Annotated in this window: 20 protein-coding genes; 3 read left to right on the forward strand and 17 right to left on the reverse strand. The window is 56.4% G+C overall.

Translation table 11 applies throughout. The features are described 5' to 3' along the window. Positions 1-16 precede the first annotated feature (16 nt). The 6 genes from msub_RS06115 to msub_RS06140 all read right to left on the reverse strand — a co-directional run bounded on the left by msub_RS06115 (position 17) and on the right by msub_RS06140 (position 5615). A complete protein-coding gene (locus msub_RS06115; RefSeq protein ID WP_048495194.1) occupies positions 17-1138 on the reverse strand; it encodes a glycosyltransferase in 1122 nt (373 codons plus the stop codon). Positions 1139-1141: 3 nt separating this feature from the next. Then, positions 1142-2104 (reverse strand): NAD-dependent epimerase/dehydratase family protein, encoded by a 963-nt coding sequence (locus msub_RS06120; RefSeq protein WP_048495195.1) that lies wholly within the window; start codon positions 2102-2104, stop codon positions 1142-1144. A 200-nt stretch (positions 2105-2304) separates the two neighbouring features. Continuing rightward, positions 2305-4272, reverse strand: coding sequence for a polysaccharide biosynthesis protein (locus msub_RS06125; protein ID WP_048495196.1), 1968 nt, complete (start codon positions 4270-4272; stop codon positions 2305-2307). 39 nt (positions 4273-4311) lie between these two features. Further along, positions 4312-5085: a 3'(2'),5'-bisphosphate nucleotidase CysQ gene (gene cysQ, locus msub_RS06130; RefSeq protein ID WP_048495197.1), complete on the reverse strand. Its 774-nt coding sequence runs from the start codon at positions 5083-5085 to the stop codon at positions 4312-4314. An 81-nt stretch (positions 5086-5166) separates the two neighbouring features. Further along, positions 5167-5358, reverse strand: a complete 192-nt coding sequence (locus msub_RS06135; RefSeq protein WP_048495198.1) for a DUF2283 domain-containing protein — start codon at positions 5356-5358, stop codon at positions 5167-5169. Continuing rightward, a complete protein-coding gene (locus tag msub_RS06140) occupies positions 5355-5615 on the reverse strand; it encodes a DUF4258 domain-containing protein (RefSeq protein WP_082146418.1) in 261 nt (86 codons plus the stop codon). Before msub_RS06140 ends, msub_RS06135 begins: the two co-directional genes overlap by 4 nt. Positions 5616-5764: 149 nt before the next feature. Between msub_RS06140 and msub_RS06145 the strand changes: the two genes are divergently transcribed. Beyond that, positions 5765-7126 carry an MBL fold metallo-hydrolase gene (locus msub_RS06145; RefSeq protein WP_048495199.1) on the forward strand — a complete coding sequence of 454 codons (1362 nt, stop codon included), beginning with the start codon at positions 5765-5767 and terminating at the stop codon, positions 7124-7126. Between the two features lie 50 nt (positions 7127-7176). Here the strand turns inward: msub_RS06145 and msub_RS06150 are convergent, their stop codons facing one another. Together msub_RS06150 and msub_RS21755 are read right to left on the reverse strand one after the other, a co-directional pair. Beyond that, complete coding sequence (locus msub_RS06150) at positions 7177-8262, reverse strand: hypothetical protein (protein WP_048495200.1); 1086 nt, start codon at positions 8260-8262, stop codon at positions 7177-7179. Further along, entirely contained in the window at positions 8259-8888 is a 630-nt protein-coding gene (locus tag msub_RS21755) for a hypothetical protein (protein ID WP_048495201.1), read from the reverse strand. The genes msub_RS06150 and msub_RS21755 overlap by 4 nt, the downstream gene beginning before the upstream one ends. A 215-nt stretch (positions 8889-9103) precedes the next feature. Here msub_RS21755 and msub_RS06160 point away from each other — a divergent pair, with 215 nt between their 5' ends. Both msub_RS06160 and msub_RS06165 read left to right on the forward strand, forming a co-directional pair. Beyond that, entirely contained in the window at positions 9104-9973 is an 870-nt protein-coding gene (locus msub_RS06160) for a formylglycine-generating enzyme family protein (RefSeq protein WP_197083790.1), read from the forward strand. A gap of 256 nt (positions 9974-10229) precedes the next feature. Beyond that, positions 10230-11087, forward strand: a complete 858-nt coding sequence (locus tag msub_RS06165; protein ID WP_197083791.1) for a formylglycine-generating enzyme family protein — start codon at positions 10230-10232, stop codon at positions 11085-11087. A 38-nt stretch (positions 11088-11125) separates the two neighbouring features. Here the strand turns inward: msub_RS06165 and msub_RS06170 are convergent, their stop codons facing one another. The 9 genes from msub_RS06170 to msub_RS06210 form a co-directional block, all read right to left on the reverse strand. Next, positions 11126-12085, reverse strand: a complete 960-nt coding sequence (locus msub_RS06170; protein ID WP_048495204.1) for a formylglycine-generating enzyme family protein — start codon at positions 12083-12085, stop codon at positions 11126-11128. Between the two features lie 13 nt (positions 12086-12098). Further along, positions 12099-14216, reverse strand: a complete 2118-nt coding sequence (locus tag msub_RS06175) for a LysM peptidoglycan-binding domain-containing protein (protein WP_048495205.1) — start codon at positions 14214-14216, stop codon at positions 12099-12101. Next, positions 14216-15010: a DUF4123 domain-containing protein gene (locus msub_RS06180; RefSeq protein ID WP_048495206.1), complete on the reverse strand. Its 795-nt coding sequence runs from the start codon at positions 15008-15010 to the stop codon at positions 14216-14218. Before msub_RS06180 ends, msub_RS06175 begins: the two co-directional genes overlap by 1 nt. Beyond that, the gene (locus tag msub_RS06185; protein WP_048495207.1) at positions 15007-17139 is read right to left on the reverse strand and encodes a type VI secretion system Vgr family protein; all 2133 of its coding nucleotides are present in this window, start codon (positions 17137-17139) and stop codon (positions 15007-15009) included. Before msub_RS06185 ends, msub_RS06180 begins: the two co-directional genes overlap by 4 nt. A 243-nt stretch (positions 17140-17382) precedes the next feature. Next, positions 17383-18270 carry a 3-hydroxyisobutyrate dehydrogenase gene (mmsB, locus tag msub_RS06190; RefSeq protein ID WP_048495208.1) on the reverse strand — a complete coding sequence of 296 codons (888 nt, stop codon included), beginning with the start codon at positions 18268-18270 and terminating at the stop codon, positions 17383-17385. Positions 18271-18461: 191 nt separating this feature from the next. Beyond that, a complete protein-coding gene (locus msub_RS06195) occupies positions 18462-19538 on the reverse strand; it encodes an enoyl-CoA hydratase/isomerase family protein (protein WP_048495209.1) in 1077 nt (358 codons plus the stop codon). Between the two features lie 35 nt (positions 19539-19573). Then, the gene (locus msub_RS06200) at positions 19574-20353 is read right to left on the reverse strand and encodes an enoyl-CoA hydratase (protein WP_048495210.1); all 780 of its coding nucleotides are present in this window, start codon (positions 20351-20353) and stop codon (positions 19574-19576) included. A gap of 132 nt (positions 20354-20485) precedes the next feature. Further along, positions 20486-21652, reverse strand: a complete 1167-nt coding sequence (locus msub_RS06205) for an acyl-CoA dehydrogenase family protein (RefSeq protein WP_048495211.1) — start codon at positions 21650-21652, stop codon at positions 20486-20488. Positions 21653-21745: 93 nt separating this feature from the next. Further along, positions 21746-23239, reverse strand: a complete 1494-nt coding sequence (locus msub_RS06210; RefSeq protein ID WP_048495212.1) for a CoA-acylating methylmalonate-semialdehyde dehydrogenase — start codon at positions 23237-23239, stop codon at positions 21746-21748. Positions 23240-23340: the final 101 nt, after the last annotated feature.

The following is a 23340-nucleotide window of genomic DNA, read 5'->3' on the forward strand; positions in this document are numbered from 1 at the left end:
TGTAATACGGTAATGATTAAATGGAATCAGGTTCCAGCAGTTTCCGATAAAGGTTCAGGTATCTCTCGCCCACCTGGTTGCCGGAAAATACGCTGTCAAATCGCTCCCGTCCAGCCAGGCCCATGCGCCGCGCTTTTTCGGGGTTTTCGTGCAATTGCTGCATGGCACCGGCCAGCGCTTCGGAACTGCGCGCCGGCACGACCAGGCCGGTTTCACCATGCTGATTCACGAAGCTGGTGCCTGTTCCGATCTCACAGGTGATTAATGGCAGGCCATGCAACTGCCCTTCAAGCAGGGTTACTCCGAAAGCCTCTGAGCGCTCGCAGGAGGGGAAAACAATCGCTGCGGCCCGCGCCATCAAGGCCTGTTTGACGTCATCACTTACGAAACCTGCAAATTGTACACTTTTTGCGCCAACTCGTTCTGCCTGTTCCCGGAGTGCTTTCTGTTCCGGGCCGTGGCCGGCTATAACCACGGGCAATCCCGTTCGGGCCGCAGCCTCAATCAGGAAGCGCAACCCTTTGTAATAGCGAAGCACACCAATAAACAGGAAAAAACCCGACCCGTAGGACTGCTCAACGGCCCGCAGCGCCTCTTCACTCGGAGGCTGATAACTTTCCGGTGCCAGGCCCAGGGGCACAACTTCAACTCGCGGTTGCAAACGCTGCAATAAACGGCTTGTGGCGAGGTAGTTGGGCGATGTGGCGACAAAACGGCCAACCTTCCGGAAAAAAAGCCAGCGCAGCGGCGCGTAAAGCTTTTCCAGCAGAGACTGGCGGATAATGTCGGAGTGATAGGTTACGAGAACCGGCTTTTGAGCACCCGAAAGCAGGTGTACCAGATCGGCAAACGGCCAGGGGTAGTGGATGTGAATCAGATCGGCCCACTCTGCCTGCTCCCGGTATACCCGAAAGGCTTCAACGCCCATTGAGCAGGATGCCGGCTCAGCCTGAACCGGCACGCGTATCACCTGCCCTTCTGGTAGCTCGAGAGTCTCCACATTCTGCACGTGGGCCATTGTAAGCACACGCTGAACCACGCCGTGTTTCCGGGTGGAGAGACAAATCTGATGGATCGCCTCTTCCACGCCGCCGTGGGTTTCTGGCAAATACGTTCGGTAGAATTGGAGCACTCGCATTGCTTACTTCGGCGCTCCGTTTTTTTGGCAGTACTCATCCTGCATGTATTGGAAAGCACTATTGGTGGTCTTGAGCCCGGCATCCGGACATTGACGGGCCAGAAGCTTCAGGCTGAGCTCCAAATCCCCCATAAGCTTTTCCATGGCAGGCCGAAACCCAACGAGGCTGGCAAGAGCACGCAGCCATCGGTCAGGAAGAGAGAGCAGTCTGGTGGGCCTGGAGGACGATTCGGCAATTATCCGCAGGAGATCCGGCGTCGAGACGGGCTCGGGGTCAGCCACATTCAGCTCAAAAAATGACCACCGGTGTTTTTGCAGAAGGCACAACACCACCATGAGCAAATTCGCCAGCGCAAGTACACTTCGGCGATTCCTTACCCCACCCAGGGGAACCGGCAACCCCGATAGCGCCAACTTTCTGAGTCTCGCAAAGTTTGCCTTGGCTTGAGCGCCATAGACCAGGGGCAGGCGAAGGCAGCAGATCTGCAGCTCGTCACTCTGATAGCCTTTCAATATCGCCTCCGCCTGGCATTTGCTGCGGCCGTAGTCATCTTCCGGCTGAAGTATATCGCCCTCTGCGAAGGGCGGGCGCCCCGAGGTTGACTCGCCGTATACTTTAACACTGCTGAGAAAAATCAAACGCCGGACACCAGATTCCCGGCAGGCCTTTGCCAATGAGTCAACGGCATGACAGTTTACGCGGAAAAGGTGCTCAACTGCTGAGGGGTGTTTTTTCAAGGGGGCGTGGGCCAAAGCGGCGCAATGAATAACCGTATCGACACCCTGGAGGCAAGGGGTCCATACCGGGTCGGCACCCAGGTCCCCGATGGCAAACTGGTCGGCGCCATTGCCTCCGTTTCGGCTCAGCTCACGAACAGAGTAGCCATCTGCCCTGAGGCCTTCGCAGAGATACTGCCCAACGAAGCCTTTGGCGCCTGTGACCGCCACCGTCCCTGACTGTTCCACTCGTACCGACCTGAAATTGCTTGATGTCACTGAAGTCCGACCATGCTAGTCTCACCGCATTCCGGACACTGTCTTTTTCGCCCTGATAAAAACGCGCAAGGTTATCATAATGAGCCGGGGTTGTGTCGCAGAACGGTATAAATTCTGTAACGGAAGAACATCTTTTTAGTCCGTATCCAGCATACACCGGTGAAGCCTCGCTAAAGCGGGAGCCGGTGTATATTTCCCGGTTTACCTGAGGCCTGAGGGCTCCGGGAACTTTCACTTACACTGCGCCCCTGAAGCCGGTCTTCAGGTTTGTACGAAGGTGAGTAGCCCGTTGGCGCGTTACGCATCAACTCAATGGCGGCCTCGTAATCAAACCTCTTGCATGCCGAAACCAGCTTCGAGAGCAACGCCTCAACGCTCGGCCAGGACAATGATTCTTCCCGGGCCATCATGATTCTTGGGTGGACGGTTTGAAGAGCATGCTCTCCGATCAGCAGCTCTTCGAAGAGTTTTTCTCCCGGCCTAAGCCCGGTAAACCGGATTTCAATATTTCCATGGGGATCAGCTTCCGTTTTCTCGGTAAGCCCCATCAGCCGGATCATTTTCCTCGCCAGATCGGCAATTTTTACCGGTTCTCCCATATCCAGAACAAAGACCTCTCCGCCCTCCCCCATGGCTCCGGCCTGGAGCACCAACTGGCTGGCTTCCGGGATGGTCATGAAATAACGGATGATATCGGGATGGGTGACGGTTACAGGGCCTCCATCGCGAATCTGGTCACGAAACAGCGGCACCACCGAGCCGGATGAGCCAAGCACGTTGCCGAAACGAACCATAGAAAAAATGGTTCCGCCCTGGCGCTGCGCCAAACCCTGAAGAACGAGTTCGGCCAACCGCTTGGAGCATCCCATAACGTTGGTGGGCCGTACCGCTTTGTCAGTGGATATCAGTACGAAGCGCTCAACCCCTGCCGCGATGGCCGCCTCTGCGCAGTGCCAGGTTCCAACCACGTTATTCTGGATGCCCTCCAGAATATTGCCCTCAACCAGAGGAACGTGTTTGTACGCTGCGGCATGGTAGACAATGTCGACACCAAACGACTGCATGATTACCTCGTTGCGTCGCCGGTGTATAACGCTGCCAAGAAGCGCGTTTATTTCGACCCCGAGGTTCTCGACTTCGTTGATGGACTTGAGTTCGCGTTCAATGCTGAACAGGCCGAATTCGGACTGCTCAAGCAGTACAATACCGGCCGGCCCGTTGCGCACGATCTGACGGCAGAGCTCCGAACCGATAGAGCCCCCTGCGCCAGTGACGAGCACCACTTTTCCGCTGAGGTTCTTCGCCACCACGGCTTTGTTCGGCAAAACCGGATCACGCCCCAACAGATCGGCAATATCGAGCTCCCGGATGTCGTTAATCCGGGCCTGCCCGGCAACCAGTTCCGACATCGCCGGCACGGTCTGTACCGGAATAACCAGCTCCTCAAGGGTTTCAATCAGTTCCCGCCGGCTGATTGAGCCCTTGTCCTCAAGCGCCAGAAACACACGCTGAATACCCTGTTCTCGGGCCGCACGCTTGATGTGTTCAACCGGGTACACCTGCAACCCGGCAATAAGAGATTTGTGTTTTTGATGATCGAGAGACACAAAGCCCATGGGCCGGTATTCCGTGCCTTGCATCAGGGCAAAGTGGAGCTGGAGCGCCTTCGGACCTGTCCCTACGATAAGAACGCGCCCTTTGGCTTTTTCGCGGGGCCGGTTGATCATGGTACGAAATGTGAACCGGGTGCCCGCTACCATAATGAAAAGAAACGCCCCGTATATCACCGGGACAGATCTGGGCACCAAAGCCTGGAAAACAAAGCCGGAAAGAATAAGCGCCAACGCAGAGGCTGCAACTCCAGCCATCATCACCATCAGCGCTTTTTCGCTGATGTATCGAATGACCGCCCGGTAAAGACCGATCCTCACAAAAACGCCAATGGAGACAAGTATGGTAAGACCAAACGTCATCCATTGTCGCTCATTGGGCATCCAGGCCAGATCTTCGAAACGCAGCGCAAACGAGGTCCAAAACGCAATGCTGATAAAGCAGAAATCGGCGAAAACCGAGACCAGGCGTTTTTGCGGCCTCGGTAACTCAAACAACCATTCTCTCAATCGAAGGAAAAACGTCATCCGTGCCTCACTCTGTCCCTCGCCCCTTACCAGCGAAAGTCAAAAAATATACCAGTTTCCCGCAGCAATGAAATACGGATTTAGCACATCCTGCTTGCCGTATTTTAGCGGCTGCCCCTCCAGAGTCTCCACTTTACCACCCGCTGCCACCAAAACAGCCTGAGCCGCGCCGGTGTCCCACTCGCAAGTAGGCCCTAACCGCGGGTAGATATCGGCATGACCCTCAGCAATGCGGCAGAACTTGAGGGAGCTGCCGGCCTGCACCAGTTCATGCTCGCCGATCTGCTCCTCTATGAACGCTGTTGTTTCCGGGTTCAGGTGGTTCTTGCTGGCCACCACACGCTTTACGGCTTTCGGTTCGGCAACGCGGATGCGGTGAACTCTGCCAGTGCGATCCCTTTTGTGGGCGCCCTCGCCTTTCAGCCCCCAATAGGCCTCATGCAAAGCGGGCGCGGTGACCACACCCAGAATGGCCTCTCCATCCTCAATCAGGGCAATATTAACGGTGAACTCCCCCGTGCGCTGGGTGAAATCCTTGGTACCGTCAATGGGGTCGACTAGCCAGAACCGGCGCCAGTGCTTGCGCTCCTCCCAAGGAATATCCTTGCCCTCTTCGGAGAGGATGGGAATGTCCCGGCTGATGGTGCGCAGGCCCTGGGTGATGATGTCATGGGCGGCGGTGTCTGCGGCGGTGATGGGTGAATCGTCGGCCTTGTAGCTCACCTTGAAGTCCGACTGGTAGATGTGCAGCACTCTCTCGCTGGCCTCGTCGGCTACTTTAATGACATCCGGGAGAATGGAGCTGTAATCCATGGGCGCGTCCTTAAAGGCGGGGTCAGTGAAGACGGGGTCAGAAGAAAGCTTTCTTCTGACCCCAATTTCAAAAACTGGCTACTACGCCGCGTGACTACAAAGCAAAGGCCAAGCCCCCTGCCTGGAAGCCTCCAGAATGACAACTTCGACTACGGTGCCATCATCTGCATAGCTGATATGCGTATTCCAATCCTGAGAAACCTCTTTCACGATGGGCTTCTCTGAGAGGTGCAACACCAGAATATCATCCGCCTCGTCATAGGTTGTTCTCATCCCTCAACCTCCCAACTAAAGTGATGCATCACCGTCTTTACGACCAGCGTGTCTTCGAGCGCGACTGCCACGCAGATCAGGTTATCACACCGGTCTTCAAATGCCTTGGCTACCCATAGCCGTTGGCTATCTTTATATCGTATTTCACCGGTTTCCATGAGTTCTGCGATTTCTGAGTCACTAACCCTTCTCTGAACCATGCGTTCGCTGGCATGGCGGGTAATGTATACGTCCAACCCAAAGCGTTGGCAGTGCATTAACTTGGTCCTCCTTGACCTGACGCAAAGCGAGCCGCGATGAAAACCTTCATCAGTCCCTATTTTTACGCCATAGTATCACTGTTAAAGATGGGGTCAGAAGAACGCTTTCTTCTGACCCCGATTTAATCAACAAAAAGGATCTCAACATGAAACTTCGCTTCCTCGGCGCCACAGGAACGGTCACCGGCTCCCGTTATTTGCTCTCGGATGAGAAGCACAGGGTATTGGTGGACTGCGGTATGTACCAGGGCGTTAAAACCCTGCGCAAGCGCAACTGGGCGGCGTTTCCGGTGGATCCTTCCACGATTGATGCCGTGGTGCTTACCCATGCGCACATTGATCATTCCGGCTACCTGCCTGCCCTGGTGAAGAACGGCTTCAAAGGCAAGGTGTACTGTACCAAGGCCACCCACGAGCTGTGCAAGGTGCTGCTACCCGATGCGGGCTTCCTGCAGGAGGAGGATGCCAGGTATGCCTTCCGCAAGAAGTTCTCCAAACACGAGAAACCGGAGCCGCTGTTTACCGAGAAAGACGCCTGGGAGGCGCTGAAGCACTTCGAGTCGCTGCACTACCATGAAGCCTTCGAGCCGGTGAAAGGCTTCCGGGTAACCTTTACGCCGGCGGGGCATATTCTGGGCTCCTCCTGCGTGCACGTTCATCACCAGGGCTCGGACCGCACGGTGGTGTTCAGTGGCGACGTTGGCCGGCAGAACGACATCATCATGCGCCCGCCGGAGCCGCTTCAAAAGGCGGATGTGCTGGTGTGCGAATCCACCTATGGCGACCGGGCCCATGGCGAGTCGGATCCTGAGGCCGTGCTTGCCGAGATCATCACAAAAACAGCGGGGCGCGGCGGTATCGTGCTACTGCCTGCATTCGCCGTTGGCCGGGCGCAAATGCTGCTGTATGTGATTCACAAGATCATGGGCGACGGCAAAATTCCAAAATTACCGGTGTTCCTTAACAGCCCCATGGCGATCAAAGCCACCGAGATCTTTTGCAAACACCACAAGGAACACAAGCTGAATGCTGCCCAGTGCGAGTTGATGGATGAGAAAACCGAGTTTGTCCGTACCGTGGAGGAATCCATCGAGCTGGATGCCGTGCGCTACCCCTGCGTGATCATTTCCGCCAGTGGCATGGCCAGCGGCGGGCGGGTGCTGCACCATCTGAAGACCTTATTGCCCAATCCCCGTAACAGCATTGTGTTCGCCGGGTTTCAGGCGCCTGGGACTCGCGGGGATGCTCTGGTGAACGGTGCGGAATCAGTGAAAATTCATGGTGAGTACTGGCCGGTGAAGGCGGAAATTCACAATATGGATTCGCTCTCGGCGCATGGGGACTACAACGAGATTCTGGCCTGGCTGGAGCAGGGCTCGCTCAGGCCTGAAAAAGTATATGTCACTCATGGGGAAATGGTGGCGAGTGACGTTATGCGCAAGCGCATTCATGAAAAGTTTGGCTGGGATGCCGAGGTACCGGAGTTGTTTGAGGAGGTGGAAATCTAACTCCCGGCCGTGAACTTGGGGTCAGATGAAAACGGGGTCAGATGAAAAGTTCATCTGACCCCGTTTTCATCTGACCCCATTTTTACAGACGCCATCTTTTCTCTATAGGCATCCATCGAAATCTTCCCAATCTGCGGCGTCAGCCTGCAGGTGCATTTGTTCCAGGGATACTCGACCTGACGTTTCAGCCACTCCGCCCCTTCGCCCTGCTTCCAGGATTCCAGATCCAAATCACGCCAGAATCGGGAATCACGTCCGGTACGCTGGTCGTGTTCGACCGTCACCGGGTCCAGGTGGCGGAAAGGCTCCAGCCTTGGCACATCCGGCAGCGGTTGGGAAACATCCATATAGCGCTGCAGCATGTCCCACAGGGCCATGACTTCTTCTCTGGCTGGTTCTATCCGGCTGATGGAGGTCTGGCTGAACTGCTTGCCGGTGTAACGGTGGACAAACATCAGGCGATAGAAGATGCCACCATGCTGGACTACTCGTTCCACGTAGGCATCGAACTCCTCAAAGGGGGCCGTCAGTTTCTTGTTGCCCGACAGGGCGAAGCTCACCTCGCCTGTTTCACGGTTGAAGGCGCTTTCGCCCGACTCCAGGCTGCGATCCAGGAGTTTTCCCAGCAACTTGTCGAATGGTCTGAGTAGCAGGGCGAAACCGCCCATGACCCAGGGCATGGTTTTTATGAGGATGCAGAAGGAGACTCCTATCCAAGCAAAACCTGCAAAAAGAATCCAAAAAAACTTCAGGACCTTAGGTATGTCTACCAAATCGGCAAAATATAGGGCCAATATTCCGCCACCGACCAGAACCACGCCACCCCAAACATAAGGTATCAACAGCAGCAGAGCCGAAAGGCCAATAAATGCCTTACCATTAAGAAATCGAATCTGACGTTGATCCCACCACCAGTCCCCCGATGAGAACCCATTCGGATCGTTCTGGTACTGATGCTGGACAACCTCTAGATCCTCACACACCCGGTAGTAGGGGTTGATTCCTGCATAGTCACCGACAGGTTGAAGATCCTCACCGAGCCGGTCCCGACTTTTTGCAGATTCCGGAAGATACCGAATCTTATCCGCCCGAAAACCGCGTTTTTCGTGGCTGTCTTTTTGGCCATTCTCACTCACACGGCAACCTCTTTCACAATCCAGTAAGGTACAGGCTCATTGTTGAACGGATTAAAAGCCTGGCGCTCTTTATCCGGCAACACACCGTGACGAGCGGCATCAAACGGCTGGTAATCATCAAGTACTGGCATGGGGATTCTGAAGTAGCCAACCTCGCTCTCGATGCAGGCCTGCAAGACCATCCTCAGGCTAATCGTTCGCCTTTCATTATGATTAAACGCATTGGTTTCGCCACCCGTCAGGTTCCGTTCTACCAGAAAGTGCACCGCGTGATCTTCCGGTACCGGAACCCAGCCTGTAATCCGTTTCAACGGTGTGTTTCGGGTCAAATTGAAATCATCGACTTGTCCGACGCCCGTCTGCATTGTGCTGTGGGTATATTCCAGTTCCTGAATCCCCAGTCGCAGGTCCGGCGTTTTGTTTTTGGCTTTGCCTTCTGTTCGCTGGCCAAGCTTGAAACGACTGATCAACGGGGAACGCGATCGAATCAAATCGGTGACAATATCTGGCGTGGCTGTCGCGTTTTCAAGAAAGGTTGAAGTACTCTGGAAAGAGAAAAAGGCGGCGACAAGCAAGCCGACACCCACGAGTGCAAAAATCACCCGCAGCGTGTTGAAAGTTTTCATAGTCATTCCTTTGAAAAATCGTTGCTTCCTTGCCCGAGAACGCTCTGTTTTCGGGAGTAGAAATTATACTCGAATTGGCTGGCCATGAAGGCCGCAAAGTGAGACCTGGCGTAGCCAATGAACACAAACTGTGTCTATGGGAATTCTGTTACGTCACGCAACTTGGTAGAATTGGCGCGACACACGGAGTGTTAACCCCAATGCACGGAGCAAGCATGCGTTATCTCGTTTTTTCTTCCCTTGTTGTTACTTCTACCCTTTCCGGGTGCAGCCTCGATTACGAATCCCAGGCAGAAGACATGATCCAGCGACAGATGAATGCCATGGTTTTTGTCGAAGGTGGAGAGTTTATGATGGGGAATCCTGGAGGGTGGGACGGAAGCAGGGACAGCTGGCCGCCCCATAAAGTGGTTCTGGATGATTTCTATATTCAGAAGTATGAGGTCACTCAGGGGGACTTTGAGTTGTTTATGGCTACGACGGGATATGAGTACTCAAGCAAATATTATGAACAGCTTCGCGAGGAAAAACCCGACCGTTACCAGCCGCAGCTTCCAGCAGTGGTCTCATGGTCAGATGCATCAGAATTCTGCCAGTGGCTGAGTGGGCAAACCGGTAAAAACGTAAACCTGCCAACAGAAGCTCAGTGGGAATACGCGGCCAGAAATGGCGGCAAAATGATGCGTTATGGAACTGCAACCGGAAAAGCAGAAAGAGGCGTAACAATGGCCGCTCGCCCGTCACAGTACCGTCGACAAAAACAAGTGCTGCCCAAGCCTCCCGGCAGCTTCCCCCCAAACCCGCTTGGCCTATATGACATGTCGGGCAATGTAGCCGAGTGGATAAGAGATTATTATCACGGTGGTTACTATGAAGACTCCCCAATTGATAATCCGGAAGGCCCCGTCGACCCTGTCATAGAAAACTGGAGTAACGAACCCTACCGGGTTCTCCGAGGTGGCGACTTCAAGGACTTTTCCGGCAACACAACGGTCACGAGACGCAAAGCCATTCAACGAGTAACCAATGAAACCACTGGTTTTCGTTGTTCCTTCTCAAAAAGTTTAACTGCCGAACATGCTTGAATTGTAGATTTTCCGGCTGCCCGCGTCTTTATCGCTTGGATCCATCTGATTCGGAAGCTCAGACTACGGTACTGCCTTGAGTAACCTTAGCCTTCATCCATGGCATCCAGGTCACACTGATTGGCCTCGAAAGTCACAACATGGGACTCGGTCCTTCCAGTCCGCACAAACTATCTCTCCGGTAATTCTGTTGCTTCACGTAAGTTGATAGAATCGAGAAACACATGGAGTGTTAATCCCAATGCACGGAGCAAGCATGCGTTACCTCGTTGTTTCTTGTCTTGTTGCCACCTCTACCCTGTCAGGCTGCAACCTTTATTACGAATCCCAGGCGGAAGACATGGTCCAGCGACAGATGGACGCCATGGTTTTTGTCGAAGGTGGGGAGTTTATGATGGGAAATCCCGGCGGGTGGAGTGTTCGCAGCGATACCATTCCGGCACATCGCGTCATCGTTGATGATTTTTATATTCAGAAGTACGAAGTGACACAAGGGGATTTCGAGTTGTTTATGGCGGTTACGGATTACAAACCCTCCGATGATCGATATGGCGATATGAGGGGCGAAAACTCTGAGCGATTTGAAGCAACGTTGCCAGCAGTCGCATCTTGGTCAGACGCGCAAGCATTTTGCGAATGGCTTGGTAAACGCGCCGATGCTAAAGTCCGGCTTCCTACAGAGGCAGAGTGGGAGTTTGCAGCTAGATCTCGCGGACAAATGCCTCGCTACGCCACCGGGAGCGGAGAGGCAGTTGAAGACGTCACTATGGCAGCAAAAGTCGAATACAGCCGTTACTCCCCTCCCTCTGATAAAGTTGCGTTACCGAAACCGCCGGGCGCATTTCCACCGAACGGACTGGGCTTGTATGACATGTCAGGGAACGTTGGAGAATGGGTGAGCGACAATTACTCACATGATTACTACGAGAAATCTCCAGTCGATAACCCTAAAGGTCCTGTCGAGGGGCAGAGAGATATATTTGAAGAGCTGCCCTACCGAGTCCTCCGGGGCGGAAACTATAAAGAATTTCACGGAAACACAACAGTAACTCGTCAAAAAGGGTCGGAAACCCTGGCTGCAGAAACCAGGGGGTTCAGGTGCACGATGAATTAAAAAGAACCCAGATTAAGCTCTTTATCTGAGTTTGGTGATCAGTTGATACGTTCAGGATGGTTGACCACGCAGCGGAAGCCCGTGCCGGGGGCCTCAACATGGACTCCACTCCTGACAAAGACCGTGCCGCCACCGCCAAAGCCACCCCCCTTTCCAGCCCAATCTCGTACGGTTTTCTCTGGCTTTTCCGGGTCTGGCGGCCCCACAGGGCCACTCGGATTATCAAATGGCGCATGCTTGTAGTAGTCCTCCTCGAACCAATCCTGAGTCCATTCCGCCACGTTCCCACTCATGTCATAGAGGCCTAGTGGGTTTGGAGGATAGGTCCCAACGGGTCTGCGTTCCATAATGCCCGAGTCGTGGCTCAACATGTTGCCGGAGGGAGGTATGCTTGGGTCGATGTACTCTCTGGGTCGTTGTAAATAGGTGTCGTTGTGCTCTTCACCCGTGTCTGTCGCGTAAGGGACATTGCGCCCCCGACTTCGGGCAGCGTATTCCCACTGAGCCTCAGTCGGCAGCGCAAAGGGGAGGCCTGTCTGATCAGACAGCCATTCACAGTACCGTTCAGCCTCGTAATAATTGGGTACCCGGGCTGGTTTGCGGTTATAATAGGGCGACATTGGATCGTCCGAGGCGTTCAAATACTTGCGGTCCGTGTAGTCATCCTCGTATAGATGAGCTCGCCCAACATCCTCGTAGTAAACTTCCATTTCCCCCCAGGTCGTCTCGTATCGGGAGATAGAAAAGCTGTCGACTTTGACCTCAACCGGTGGCAGTGCATGATCTGTCAGTACCATGTACGGAGTTCCGTTTGGTCGCCCTATGTCTCCAAGTTTAAACGTCCCTCCTTTGACGAAAACCTGATTCTCGACTGCCTGATCGGCAACAGCCTTCACAGAACTGGGCCATTCATCACCTCCACCCACTCCCCCACACGCTACTAAAACAGCGGGCGACACAAGTAAACCCACTACTTTTAGAGGGCAAGGCTTCAACATAAACAATGCTCCTTTATCCAATGCGACAGATACGGCAGACGTCAAAGGGATCCATTTTCACAGGCGTGCCTGCAAGAGCAGACCGATCCCGTAATCCGCGTATAAAAAGCCGCTGATCTGATTCAGTTTTCCCAATGAAATCGAATAAGCGCTCAAGGTTCTTATCGAACTCTTTTCTTCGTGCAAGCCCCTCGGGGTTCATGCGGACCAAAGTTTCCTCGAAGTCTCGCCAACTCTGGAACGAGCTCATGATCTCGGTTACGGCTTGAATTTTTATATCGTTCTCGTTCCAAATATCAGGTGTCACCCACCAGTCGTAGAGAATGTTATCCAGCACTGTTCCTTTCACCTCTGGAGGAGAGTGAAGAAACACAGAATTTTCCGCGGATTTGATATCTTCGACCACATTCTCGGCAAGTTCCCCTGCTTCAAGTTCACGTTTTCGAGCAATAAACAACTCGTTGACGAATTCTTCGATCCGGTCCGCTGCAACTTCAGTAAATTCAACCGCTGTATCAATCGCTGTCAATCCGCGACACAGCGCATACAGGCTAAACCGCCGATACCAATCGAACGCGGCTGTTCTTCGCTCGAACAATTCCAAATATCGGAAATCTACGTCCAAGAGTGCGTTATAGACAAAATGAAGCATCCGAATAACTTTTTGGGTTTCAATCTCTAGAAGAAAGCTTCCAGATGGTCCCACCCCCAACACGAGCCCAGCATGTAAGTTGAGATAAAATTTGCCAGTATCCCTGCTGAATAACAGCCTGAGCTCCGCCTCAGCCCCCACGCCCAACGCTGCTTCAACTTTCTTCCCGATTCGACAAAGCTTGTCCCACTCTCTCTGTTCGGTCAGAACATCCTTCCACCGGAGCTCACCGGAAACCTCGCAACCTCCACGAACCCCGGCAAAAACACTTCCTTCGATACCGGCTTTTTGCCCATGTGTCCTTGCAGCAATACCTTTCACAGTGGGCAGCCCATCGGTGGTGGAAACATGAACGTTGGCAGCCATTAGCGCCGAAGCGCCCGCGAAACCTGAAAGCGAAGCATTAATTGCAGCCTGGAAATGTCCCAACGAAGCAATTCTTCGCTCGCCATCCCATCCTCCAACACGGTAGGGCATCCGGATTTCGGACCGGTTATTCACGGGGAAGGCCTGTTCAACACCAACCTTGCCCTGTGCCAGCGCATATTGTCCTTCCACTTTCGCCTGGAAATGCACTTTCCCTTTGCGCGGATCAAATTCACCCGAGGCCGTCGCACCGGCTGCAAACCGCATGAACTGGGCCTCTGCAGAAGCATCGAACCCGGTCTCGTCGACCGCTTCCCGTCTGGCTTCGGCGTCTCCCCAAATAGACCAGGATGCCTCATCGTAAAACTTGTTCAACGTCGTCATAAGCGCTCCATTTTTATCCGGCTCCCATAAGGTTGCGTTGAACTTGATATTGAGTTCGCTTCGGATGGCTTCTTTTAGCTTCGCCGGATCGACACCTTTCCCAGTTAACCAGCCCTTACTTCGCGCCCTGTCTCTGGCTGCTATGGAATACCGGCGGCGGTGGTTTGCGATCTTGTCAGAACGCACAAAGGTGACATGTTTGTTGCCCGCCAAACGCTTTATTTCGGTAATTGGCGGGATGGTCTGCATGTCATTGGTCAGTACGGAGCGTGCTTCAAGCTCGTTGACCAGCCGCTCTTTCTCTTTCTGGACCTCCGACAGCAGCTGCCCTTCGCCGTCTGTCGCGCCTAATTCTGAGTCGGTCTCGCCATCATCAAGCCCGTCCAGCTTGCTATAGAATTCGGTAACGGGGCCACAGACAAATTCCTCTTCTTCCACCCACTCCGCAAGTTCCTCCTCCGTCAAGAGGATCAGCTCGTCCGCTCCCGTTACGTGAACGACCTCCACGATTTCCTCGGAACATGAGGGCTCCTGAGCAACAGCACCCACTTCGCAGTTGGAAAACCCCTCATCGTTGGCCGCCGGCATCTTGAGCAACTGCCCGGGAAAGATACGATCGGGATTTTCAATGTCGGGATTCAGCCGCATCAAACTGCTCAGGGTGGTTTGATGCCTTTGTGCGATTGCACCGAGTGTGTCGCCGGAGCGAACGGTGTATTCAGAACTCATCAGGCAACTCCGTATGCCAAATGTTTATCCAATGCGTTCAGACGCGCGCCCGTGGATTGCTCTGGGTTTGACAAGATAGCCTGACTTTCCAGGCGCTTGATGCGCTCCCCATGAACCAATGCCAGCTCCGCGTATCGGCTCACTTCCTTCTCAGTTCGGAAACCCTGGGAATTTGCATCCTCAATCAATCGGTACAGCCGCACGGGATCATTCATCGCCAGAAAGCGCCCCAGCTTTTCCACGAACTCGTTCTTTGCGCTGTCCGACAGGGCCGCCAAATGCTGTTCCGTGAGCAGGAACCAGCCTTCGTCGGAAGCGGCTTTGGCGGGCCTTGACGCCTCCGAGCGGAAACGGGACAAAGAGCCGTCCGACTGGAAAGCCAACCACTCCTTGATCGGTCCGCTGAACCGATTTCGCTCCTGTTCGTTGAAGGTGAACATCAGCCGCCGAAGCTGATTGGGCGAGTAATACCTCAGATAGGCATACCCGCCATCCGGCAATTGCACGCTCAGCAGACTTCGCAAGTGGCCCGCAATGGCTATCAGACTCTCGTCAGCAACGAGAAGGATGCCTTTATCCTGCCACTCAGGCTGCGCTTCCCATAGACGGGTCACTTCTGAAGGTTTCACCAGGCATGGGGTAACTTCCAGTGCAGCCTCATGGGGCGTGCCGAGGAACAGGTATTCCAGCTCGGGCTGATCGTCTTTCTCATAGATAAATCTTCGCGCGTCGAAAACCGCTCCATCCAGCAGGAGAAAGGCCTTCTCTCTGGTTCTTGAATCCAAGCCAATCATGCAGTCGCACCTTCAGTCGCATTCTCGCAGGAGCAGGAAGCTAGCGCGCAGGTACCATCCGGCTTTCGCCCACATTGTTTTACCAATGCAAAATCCTTCTTGGCCGCCGATTTCAAGGCTTGAGCAGAAGCTGGAGCAGGGGCCGCGATGGATCGGGTGTCGGTTTCCGCGAGCTCTTCCGTTTCACTGGTGCCGGAGGCTTCAGTCAAGCTGGCCGGCAGAACCGGACCCTGCGCTGCCATCCCACTACCACTACCCGGCCCACCCCCGGAATTCAGCCGTACCGAAGGCCCCGATACCGTCACGCCACTGGGATCCACCTTCACAAAACTGCCCCCAGCTTTTAGCGTCACTTCCGCACCGGCTTCAATAACGATCTTCATACCCGCCTTGTGATGAATCTCGCTGCCAGCTTCGATGAGCTGGTTTTTTCCCTGTTTGCTGTGGTGGCTGCCGTTGACAGTGAGACTGGAATCGCCGCTGATGCTCTCGCGATGTTCGCCATCCACGGTGCGATGGTCGTTGCCTTTGATATGGCCGAATCGGTTGTTCTCGACAGTCAGATGGCTGTCGTTCCTGACGACCTCGGTACGATTGTGTTCGGTGAGCAGGTCCAGATCCTTCTGGGCATGCACGTAGATCTGTTCCTGATCCGCTTCGTCCTCAAACCGAAGCTCGTTGCTGCCCTCGCCCTTGTGGGTTTTGGTTTTCAGGGTGGTGCGGGTCTTGTGTTCCGGCAACGGGTACGGCGGGGTGTTGGTGGCGTGATGGGTGCGGCCGGTGATGATGGGTTGGTCCGGGTCGCCGTCGAGAAATGAGACAATCACCTCATGGCCGATTCTTGGCAGTGCCATGAAACCATACTGGCCACCGGCCCAGCCCTGGCTTACTCTGAGCCAGGCGCTGCTGTGTTCATCGTTTTTCGAGTATCGGTCCCAGGGGAAACGGACCTTTACCCGGCCGTGTTCGTCGCAGTGGATCTCTTCGCCTTCAGGCCCCGTGACAATGGCAATCTGCGGGCCGTCCATCAGGGGGCGGTGGGGTGTTTGTGGCCGCCAGGTGCGGTCGGCGGGGATGGCCGTGAAACGGTTGTGATAGGTGGTCGGCGCGCTGCCACCCTCTTCTTCCAATGCCTGGGGCTGGGTCCCGGTGTGGGTTACGGCGGTCAGCAGCCATTCCCGGTTCAGGGCGTCGCTGTCGTGCTCCGTCAGTTCAATCTTGGCGCCGGCGCTGAAGTCCGGGCGGTTACTCTCACCGGAGGCGGTGCTGGCGTCGTTACGCAGGGCCTGAAGCCGGGCTTCGGTAAAAGGCTGGCCACTGGCGTCGGCCTTAAACCGGCCGGGGTAGTCGAAGTGCTGGTAGTCTTCCCGATGGTTTAATCCGCCGGCCGCTTGTTCGTGCATCAGGGCGTAAGCGGGATTCTGGAAGGTGTAATCCTTCATCGCCACGGAGGCTACCCTTACCCGCTCCTCATACCGGAACCGGTAGACCACCGGGCGCCGGGTTTGGCCACCGGCCTTGGCGTTGTATGCTGCCGGCTCCAGTTTCGGTGTATCGCCGTGGTGGTCGGCAATAACCAGCGCGGGCTGAGTCTCGCCATCCACGCTGCCGTGTTCGTAGCGGTAGTGCCAGCCTTCCTCGGCGGCCAGGCGTTCGAGAAAGGCCAGGTCGCTTTCCCGGTGCTGAACACAGTATTCCCGCTGCTGTGGCGGGCGCTTCAGATCGAAGGCCGAATCGATAATGCCGCGCTCTTCCAGCAACGTGCGCACGATGGTGTCAGTGCTCTGGGTCTGGAACATCCGGCTGTTGTGCATCAGGCCCAGGCGCCAGAGCGGCGGCTGAATGACCAGTTCATAACGGGTGCGCCGGTGGCCGGAGTCGCCCCGGGCAAATTCGTTGACCACACCGGTAAAGCGCCGCAGCGGCGCACCGTCCTGCCAGATCACGAGATCGACCGGCTGTTCCAGTATCTCGGAGGCCCGAATCGACGGGTCGGTACTGGCCAGCTCAAGATGGCCGTGAAACACCCCGGAGAGGCGCTCAGTCAGTATGAAGCCGACCACAGAGAATAGATCAGAGGGGAGTTCGCCAACACGGGCGGTAAACTGCAATCCGCTTGCCTGGGGCATGTCTTCGGTCCCTGAAGAAATGGTTATGTCCTGTCACTGGCAGCCTTTGGTCAACCACATCCCTGGTTGAGCGACCGAATGACAACTGGCGGGAAAAGTACCAGCACTGGCTCAGAAAATCCAGTGGCTGGTCGTGTACCTGTGGGCTTGAACAGGGGGTCAGATGTGAACAGGGGGTCAGATGAAAATGGGGTCAGATGAAAAGTTCATCTGACCCCATTTTCATCTGACCCCGTTTTTACGCTACTCGGGTTTATAGAGCCGCTGGATGCTGGAGAAGTCCAGGGTGCCATTGCCCTGCCCGGCGTGCAGCTCGAACAGGTTGCGGGCCAGCGAGCCCATGGGGATGGCCGCGTGGTTCTTTACCGCGTTGTCGAAGGCCAGGCCCAGGTCCTTGTTCATCAGGTTCACCAGGAAGCCGCCCTCGTACCCGCGTGATGCCGGCACGCCGTCCATCACGCCCGGCCAGGGGTTGTAGACGTTCAGCGCCCAGTTGCCGCCGGAGCTCTGTTTCATGATTTCCGAAAGCACTGCCGGGTCGAGGCCGTTCTTCACGCCCAATGCCAGGGCTTCGCTGGTGCCCGCCATCAGGATGGCCAGCAGCATGTTGTTGCAGATCTTGGCCACCTGGCCGGAGCCGTGATCGCCGGCGTGGAAGATGTTCTTGCCCATGGCGTCCAGGATTGGCCTGGCCTTGTTGAAGGCGTCTTCTGCCCCGCCGCAGATGAAGGTCAGGGTGCCGGCCTTGGCGCCGCCCACGCCGCCGGATACCGGCGCATCGAGGAACGGGATGTCCTTCGCTCTTGCCACTTCGGCCACGCCCCGGGCGGTTTCCGGCGCGATGGTGGAGGAGTCGATCACGAGGGTGCCGGCCGGCAGTCTGGCCAGCAGGCCATCGTCGCCCAGGTACACCGCTTCCACATGTTGCCCGGCGGGCAGCATGGTGATGACGCACTCGGCACCATTGGCCGCTTCGTGGGCGGTGCCTGCGGTTTTGGCGCCTTCGGATACCAGGGCGGCAACGGCGTCTTTGGACAGGTCGAATACGGTGACTTCGTGGCCCGCTTTTACCAGGTTACTGGCCATGGGGCCGCCCATGTTGCCGAGGCCGATGAAGGTAATTTTTGCCATGTTCATTCCCCTTGTTCTTATATTTCGGATGTTTGTCGGATTACGCTTGGCTAATCCGACCTACGGTTTGATTGCGCTCCGGGTAGGTCGGGTTAGTTTGTCGGATTACGCTTCGCTAATCCGACCTACGGTCTGGTTGCGCTATGGGTAGGTCGGATTAGCGAAGCGTAATCCGACACCCAGGCCTGCTATCATTTAAAGAAATCGTCAATCCACGCGCTGTCCATTTCGGCAAGGGACGCATAGCGCCAGCGCGGCTGCTGGTCCTTGTCGATCAGCAGGGCACGAATACCCTCGGCGAATTCACCCTTGTTCAGGCAGTTGGTGGAAATCGTCAGTTCTTTATCGAGCACCTGTTTCAGGCTGTCATGCTTGCTGGCATGCAGATGACGCCAGACCAGCGCCAGCGAGGTGGGCGAAGCACCCGCCAGGGAACGGGTTGCTTTTGCCACCCAGCCGTCACCGCCAGACAGCTCTTTAAGCTGGCTGACCGCGTCTTCGAGAGAGTCGGCATCGGTTACCCGGTTTATCTCGTCGAAATGGCTGCGCACCGGCGATTCCGGCATGGCATCCGCGCTCTGTTGCTCGAACTGCCGGAGTACACTGCCGACCACGGTGTGGGCACCCTCTTCCTGCCAGTTGCGCTTGCACAACTCGGCTACCACATCGGCTTTCAGATCGTGCCGGATGAAACGGTCTGCCAGGCCGGTGAATACTGCATCGGCACCGTTGAGGCGAGCGCCGGTCAGGCCCAGGAACAGGCCGGTACGGCCAGGCGTCCGGTTCAGGAACCAGCCTGCAGCCACATCGGGATAGAGGCCAATGGTGATTTCCGGCATGGCGAGCTTTGAGCCCTCGGTCACTACCCGGTGGGAAGCACCTTCCATGATGCCCATGCCGCCGCCCATCACAATGCCATGGCCCCAGCACACAATGGGCTTGGCAAAGGTATGGATCAGGTAATCCAGCGCGTATTCCTCGGAGAAGAAGGCCTCACCCTCACTGGCGCTGGCACCCTGGGGCTCGGTCATGCTGCGATACAGGGCCACGATGTCGCCGCCGGCGCAGAACGCCTTGTCGCCTTCCGCCTCGAGCCAGACCGCCTGAATCGCGGGGTCTTCCGCCCAGCGCTTCAGTTGCGGGGTCAGCAGGCGGATCATCTCCAGAGACAGCGAGTTCAGTGTTCTGGGCATGTTCAGCCGGGCCACGGCGATCAGCGCGCCGTCGGCGGTTTTCCACTCTTCAAAGATAATCGGGTGATCACTCATAACAGATCCTTGAGCTAGCGTTCACTGCGCCGGCTTCAGCGGTTTTTCCATTCCGGCTTGCGCTTGTCGAGAAACGCATTCACGCCTTCTTTCTGGTCGTCGGTGGAGAACAACTCCACAAACAGTTCCCGCTCCATGCGCCAGCCGTCATCGTGGCTGCGGCCATCCCGCGCACTCATCACCAGGGTCTTGCAACGGGCGGTGGACGAGGGGCTCTGTTTGCAGGCCATTTCGGCCAGCTCGAGCGCCTTCTCCAGGCTCTTTCCGGTGGGCACTACTTCTTCCACCAGGCCGATTCGCAGCGCCGTATCGGCCTTCACGCGTTCACCGCACAGGATCATCCGCTTGGCCCAACCCTCACCCACCAGCCAGGGCAGGTTCTGTGTGCCACCGGCGCAGGGCAAAAGACCGACGCCCGCCTCAGGAAGCGCCATCTGGGCATGCTCTTCAGCGATGCGGATGTCGCAGGCCATGGCACATTCCAGACCGCCACCCATGGCGTAGCCGTTCACCGCGGCGATCGAGACACCCCGGAACCGGCCGAGGGTGGCAAAGGCCTCGCCGAACAACTGGGCCATTTCGTTGGCCCGGGCCTTGTCGCCGTCGGCGAAGGTTTTCAGATCGGCGCCGGCGGAGAAGAATTTCTCGCCCTGCCCGGTCATGACCAGGGCAAAAATATCCCGATCCTCGTTCAGCTCCTTGATGATGTTTATCAGGGCAATGAGGGAATCCTTGGTCCAGGTGTTGGCCGGCGGATTGTTGATGGTCAGTACTGCGATGTGGCCGCGTTTTTCGAGCTGGATCAGGTCGCTCATAGTGTTGTCCTCTGCTGCAAATGGGGTCTGAACATGGGGTCAGATGAAAGCGTTCATCTGACCCCGGAGTCTGGCCCCCGGTCTGAAATTGGGGTCAGATGAAAACTTCATCTGACCCCGTCTTTACCGTCTTTACTGAATGGCCTCTGCCACACCATCCTCAAGCAGCCGGCGGGCCACGATCAGGCGCATGATTTCGTTGGTGCCTTCCAGGATCTGGTGCACTCGCAGGTCGCGCAGGTAGCGCTCCAGCGGGTACTCACGAATATAGCCGTAACCGCCGTGCAGCTGCAGGGCCTCGTTGACCACCTCGAAGCAGGCGTCGGTGGCGAAGCGCTTGGCCATGGCACAATGCAGGGTCGCTTCCGGGTCGGCGTTATCGAGTTTGAAGGCGCCGAGGCGCACCATCTGCCGCGCTGCCACCAGGTTGGTGGCCATGTCGGCCAGCTTGAACTGCAGGGCCTGAAAAGCGGCCAGCGGTTTGCCGAACTGTTCGCGTTCGTGCATGTAGTTGCGGGCCCGCAGCAGGGCGGCCTGGGCACCTCCGAGGGAGCAGGTGGCGATGTTCAGGCGCCCGCCATCCAGGCCCTTCATGGCGATGGCGAACCCCTCGCCTTCCTCGCCCACCCGGTTGCTGGCCGGAATGCGCACATTCTCAAGGCTGATCATCCGGGTCGGCTGGCTGTGCCAGCCCATCTTCTCTTCGTTTTTACCGTAGGAGACACCCTCGGCGTCTGCCGGAATCACAAAGGTGGAAATGCCTTTGTAGCCGGAAGCCGGCGCGCCGGTGCGGGCCATCAGTACCAGTATGTCGGTGGCGCCGGCGCCGGAAATAAACACCTTGCTGCCGTTGATCACATAGCTGTCGCCTTCCCGCACCGCCCTGGTAAGCAGGCTGGCCGCGTCTGAGCCGGCACCCGGCTCGGTCAGGCAGTACGAGGCGAGCCACTCGCCGCTGGCCAGTTTTGGCACGATTTCCTGTTTGAGGTCGTCCGAGGCGAAGCTGGCGACCATCCAGGTGGCCATGTTGTGGATGGTGATAAACGCGGCAGTAGAGGGACAGGCGGCGGCGAGTTCCTCCACGATCACGGAGGTGTCCAGCCGTGACAGTCCCATACCACCCAGGGATTCCGGGGTGTAGAGGCCCATGAAGCCCATCTCGCCCGCTTCTTTGAGGACGTCCTTGGGGAAGATATGCTCGTCATCCCACCGTGCGGCGTGAGGCGCCATGGATTTTTCCGCAAACGCGCGCGCTGCCTCGCGAAACGCCAGCTGATCTTCGGAGAGATTAAAGTCCATCGTTACGCTCCAGATAAATAGGGCTTGGTATTGGGCGGGGAAAACAAGGGGCCGGAAACGGATTCCGGCCCAAATACCCCACCTTCAACGCAATTAACGCAACTGGATCGAGAAGTTGGCTTCCGTGCTGGCCGCCTCACTGGAGAACCAGCGGGAGGTAACCGTCTTGGTTTCGGTGTAGAAGCGCACCGCCTGCTTGCCGTAGGCATGCTGATCGCCGTAGAAGGAACCCTTCCAGCCGGTGAACGAGAAGAACGGCAGGGGCACCGGAATGGGAATGTTCACACCCACCTGGCCCACATCGATTTCATGCTGGAAGCGGCGTGCGGCACCACCGGAACTGGTGAAGATGGAGACACCGTTGCCATACGGGCTCTTGTTCACCAGCTCGATAGCCTCACCAAGAGTGTTGGTTTCCACGCACGACAGCACCGGGCCAAAGATTTCTTCGTTGTAGATGTCCATGTCGGTGGTGACACCGGAGAACAGCGTGGGGCCAACCCAGTTGCCATCGGGCAATCCGTCTACGGTACAACCGCGGCCGTCCAGCAACAGCTTGGCGCCCTGGGCTTCGCCGGTGGCAATCAGGGACTCGATACGGTCTTTCGCCTTGGCGGAAATGATCGGGCCATAGCTGGCTCCGGAATCGTTCCACGCACCCGGGCGTACTTTCGCCATGGCCTCTTTCAGCTCGGGAATCCACTGCTGGGCTTCGCCCACGAACACGGCGACAGAAATTGCCATGCAGCGTTGACCGGCCGCACCCACGGAGGCGCCGACCAGGGCATTGATCACCTGTTGTTTGTCGGCATCCGGCAGGATCACCATGTGGTTCTTGGCACCGGCGAAGCTCTGTACACGCTTCATGTTGCGGGTACCGGTTTCGTAGATGTAACGGCCGACCGGTACGGAACCGACGAACGAAACCGCCTTGATGGCGGGATCGGTCAGCAGAACGTCTACCTGTGCCTTGCCACCGTGAACCACCTGCAGCACGCCCTTGGGTGCGCCGGCCTGTTCAAACAGCTCGGCAAGGCGCATGGGCGTCATCGGGTCCTGCTCGGAGGGCTTGAGAATAAAGGTGTTGCCGCAGGCGATGGCCATCGGGAACATCCATAGCGGAATCATGGCCGGGAAGTTGAACGGGGTAATACCGGCGCACACCCCCAGAGGCTGGATCCAGGAGTGGGTGTCCACTTCACGAGCGACGTTTTCAACGGTCTCGCCCATCATCATCGAAGCGACGTTGGCGGCGTGTTCAACCACCTCGATGCCGCGCCAGACATCACCTTTGGCATCGTCGAACGTCTTGCCGGTTTCCTGGGACAGGATCTCGGCGATTTCATCGTGGTGTTCTTTCAGCAGGGCCTGGTAACGCAGCATCACCCGGGCACGCTCGGAGACCGGCACTTCCTTCCAGGTCTTGAAGACTTCACCGGCAAATTCGATGGCCTGGCGCATTTCCGCATCGGTGGTGCACGGCGCCTTGGCAATGACTTCGTTGGTGGCGGGGTCGGTGACGTCGATCCATTCACTGGTTTTGCTATCGACAAACTCACCTGCAAGATACAGCGGTACATTTTTCATGTTGAGATCCCTGTTTGTTGTTGTGCGGGAAGCCGGCGACAACCGGTAAAGTGCCAGCCACGTTTGATCCAAGGCTAGCACGGTACCGGGCCGGGTGTGAT

This window comes from Marinobacter subterrani, from assembly GCF_001045555.1.
Taxonomy (GTDB): domain Bacteria; phylum Pseudomonadota; class Gammaproteobacteria; order Pseudomonadales; family Oleiphilaceae; genus Marinobacter; species Marinobacter subterrani.

What these genes read in the sequence shown, in the direction of transcription:
- msub_RS06170 (WP_048495204.1), bottom strand. Translation starts at nt 12,085, where the DNA reads ATGTTGAAGCCTTGCCCTCTAAAAGTAGTGGGTTTACTTGTGTCGCCC.
- cysQ (WP_048495197.1), bottom strand. Translation starts at nt 5,085, where the DNA reads ATGGATTACAGCTCCATTCTCCCGGATGTCATTAAAGTAGCCGACGAG.
- msub_RS06165 (WP_197083791.1), top strand. Translation starts at nt 10,230, where the DNA reads ATGCGTTACCTCGTTGTTTCTTGTCTTGTTGCCACCTCTACCCTGTCA.
- msub_RS06200 (WP_048495210.1), bottom strand. Translation starts at nt 20,353, where the DNA reads ATGAGCGACCTGATCCAGCTCGAAAAACGCGGCCACATCGCAGTACTG.
- msub_RS06145 (WP_048495199.1), top strand. Translation starts at nt 5,765, where the DNA reads ATGAAACTTCGCTTCCTCGGCGCCACAGGAACGGTCACCGGCTCCCGT.
- msub_RS06175 (WP_048495205.1), bottom strand. Translation starts at nt 14,216, where the DNA reads ATGAGTTCTGAATACACCGTTCGCTCCGGCGACACACTCGGTGCAATC.
- msub_RS06185 (WP_048495207.1), bottom strand. Translation starts at nt 17,139, where the DNA reads ATGCCCCAGGCAAGCGGATTGCAGTTTACCGCCCGTGTTGGCGAACTC.
- msub_RS06160 (WP_197083790.1), top strand. Translation starts at nt 9,104, where the DNA reads ATGCGTTATCTCGTTTTTTCTTCCCTTGTTGTTACTTCTACCCTTTCC.
- msub_RS06205 (WP_048495211.1), bottom strand. Translation starts at nt 21,652, where the DNA reads ATGGACTTTAATCTCTCCGAAGATCAGCTGGCGTTTCGCGAGGCAGCG.
- msub_RS06135 (WP_048495198.1), bottom strand. Translation starts at nt 5,358, where the DNA reads ATGAGAACAACCTATGACGAGGCGGATGATATTCTGGTGTTGCACCTC.
- msub_RS21755 (WP_048495201.1), bottom strand. Translation starts at nt 8,888, where the DNA reads ATGAAAACTTTCAACACGCTGCGGGTGATTTTTGCACTCGTGGGTGTC.
- msub_RS06115 (WP_048495194.1), bottom strand. Translation starts at nt 1,138, where the DNA reads ATGCGAGTGCTCCAATTCTACCGAACGTATTTGCCAGAAACCCACGGC.
- msub_RS06125 (WP_048495196.1), bottom strand. Translation starts at nt 4,272, where the DNA reads ATGACGTTTTTCCTTCGATTGAGAGAATGGTTGTTTGAGTTACCGAGG.
- msub_RS06210 (WP_048495212.1), bottom strand. Translation starts at nt 23,239, where the DNA reads ATGAAAAATGTACCGCTGTATCTTGCAGGTGAGTTTGTCGATAGCAAA.
- msub_RS06180 (WP_048495206.1), bottom strand. Translation starts at nt 15,010, where the DNA reads ATGATTGGCTTGGATTCAAGAACCAGAGAGAAGGCCTTTCTCCTGCTG.
- msub_RS06195 (WP_048495209.1), bottom strand. Translation starts at nt 19,538, where the DNA reads ATGAGTGATCACCCGATTATCTTTGAAGAGTGGAAAACCGCCGACGGC.
- mmsB (WP_048495208.1), bottom strand. Translation starts at nt 18,270, where the DNA reads ATGGCAAAAATTACCTTCATCGGCCTCGGCAACATGGGCGGCCCCATG.
- msub_RS06140 (WP_082146418.1), bottom strand. Translation starts at nt 5,615, where the DNA reads ATGCACTGCCAACGCTTTGGGTTGGACGTATACATTACCCGCCATGCC.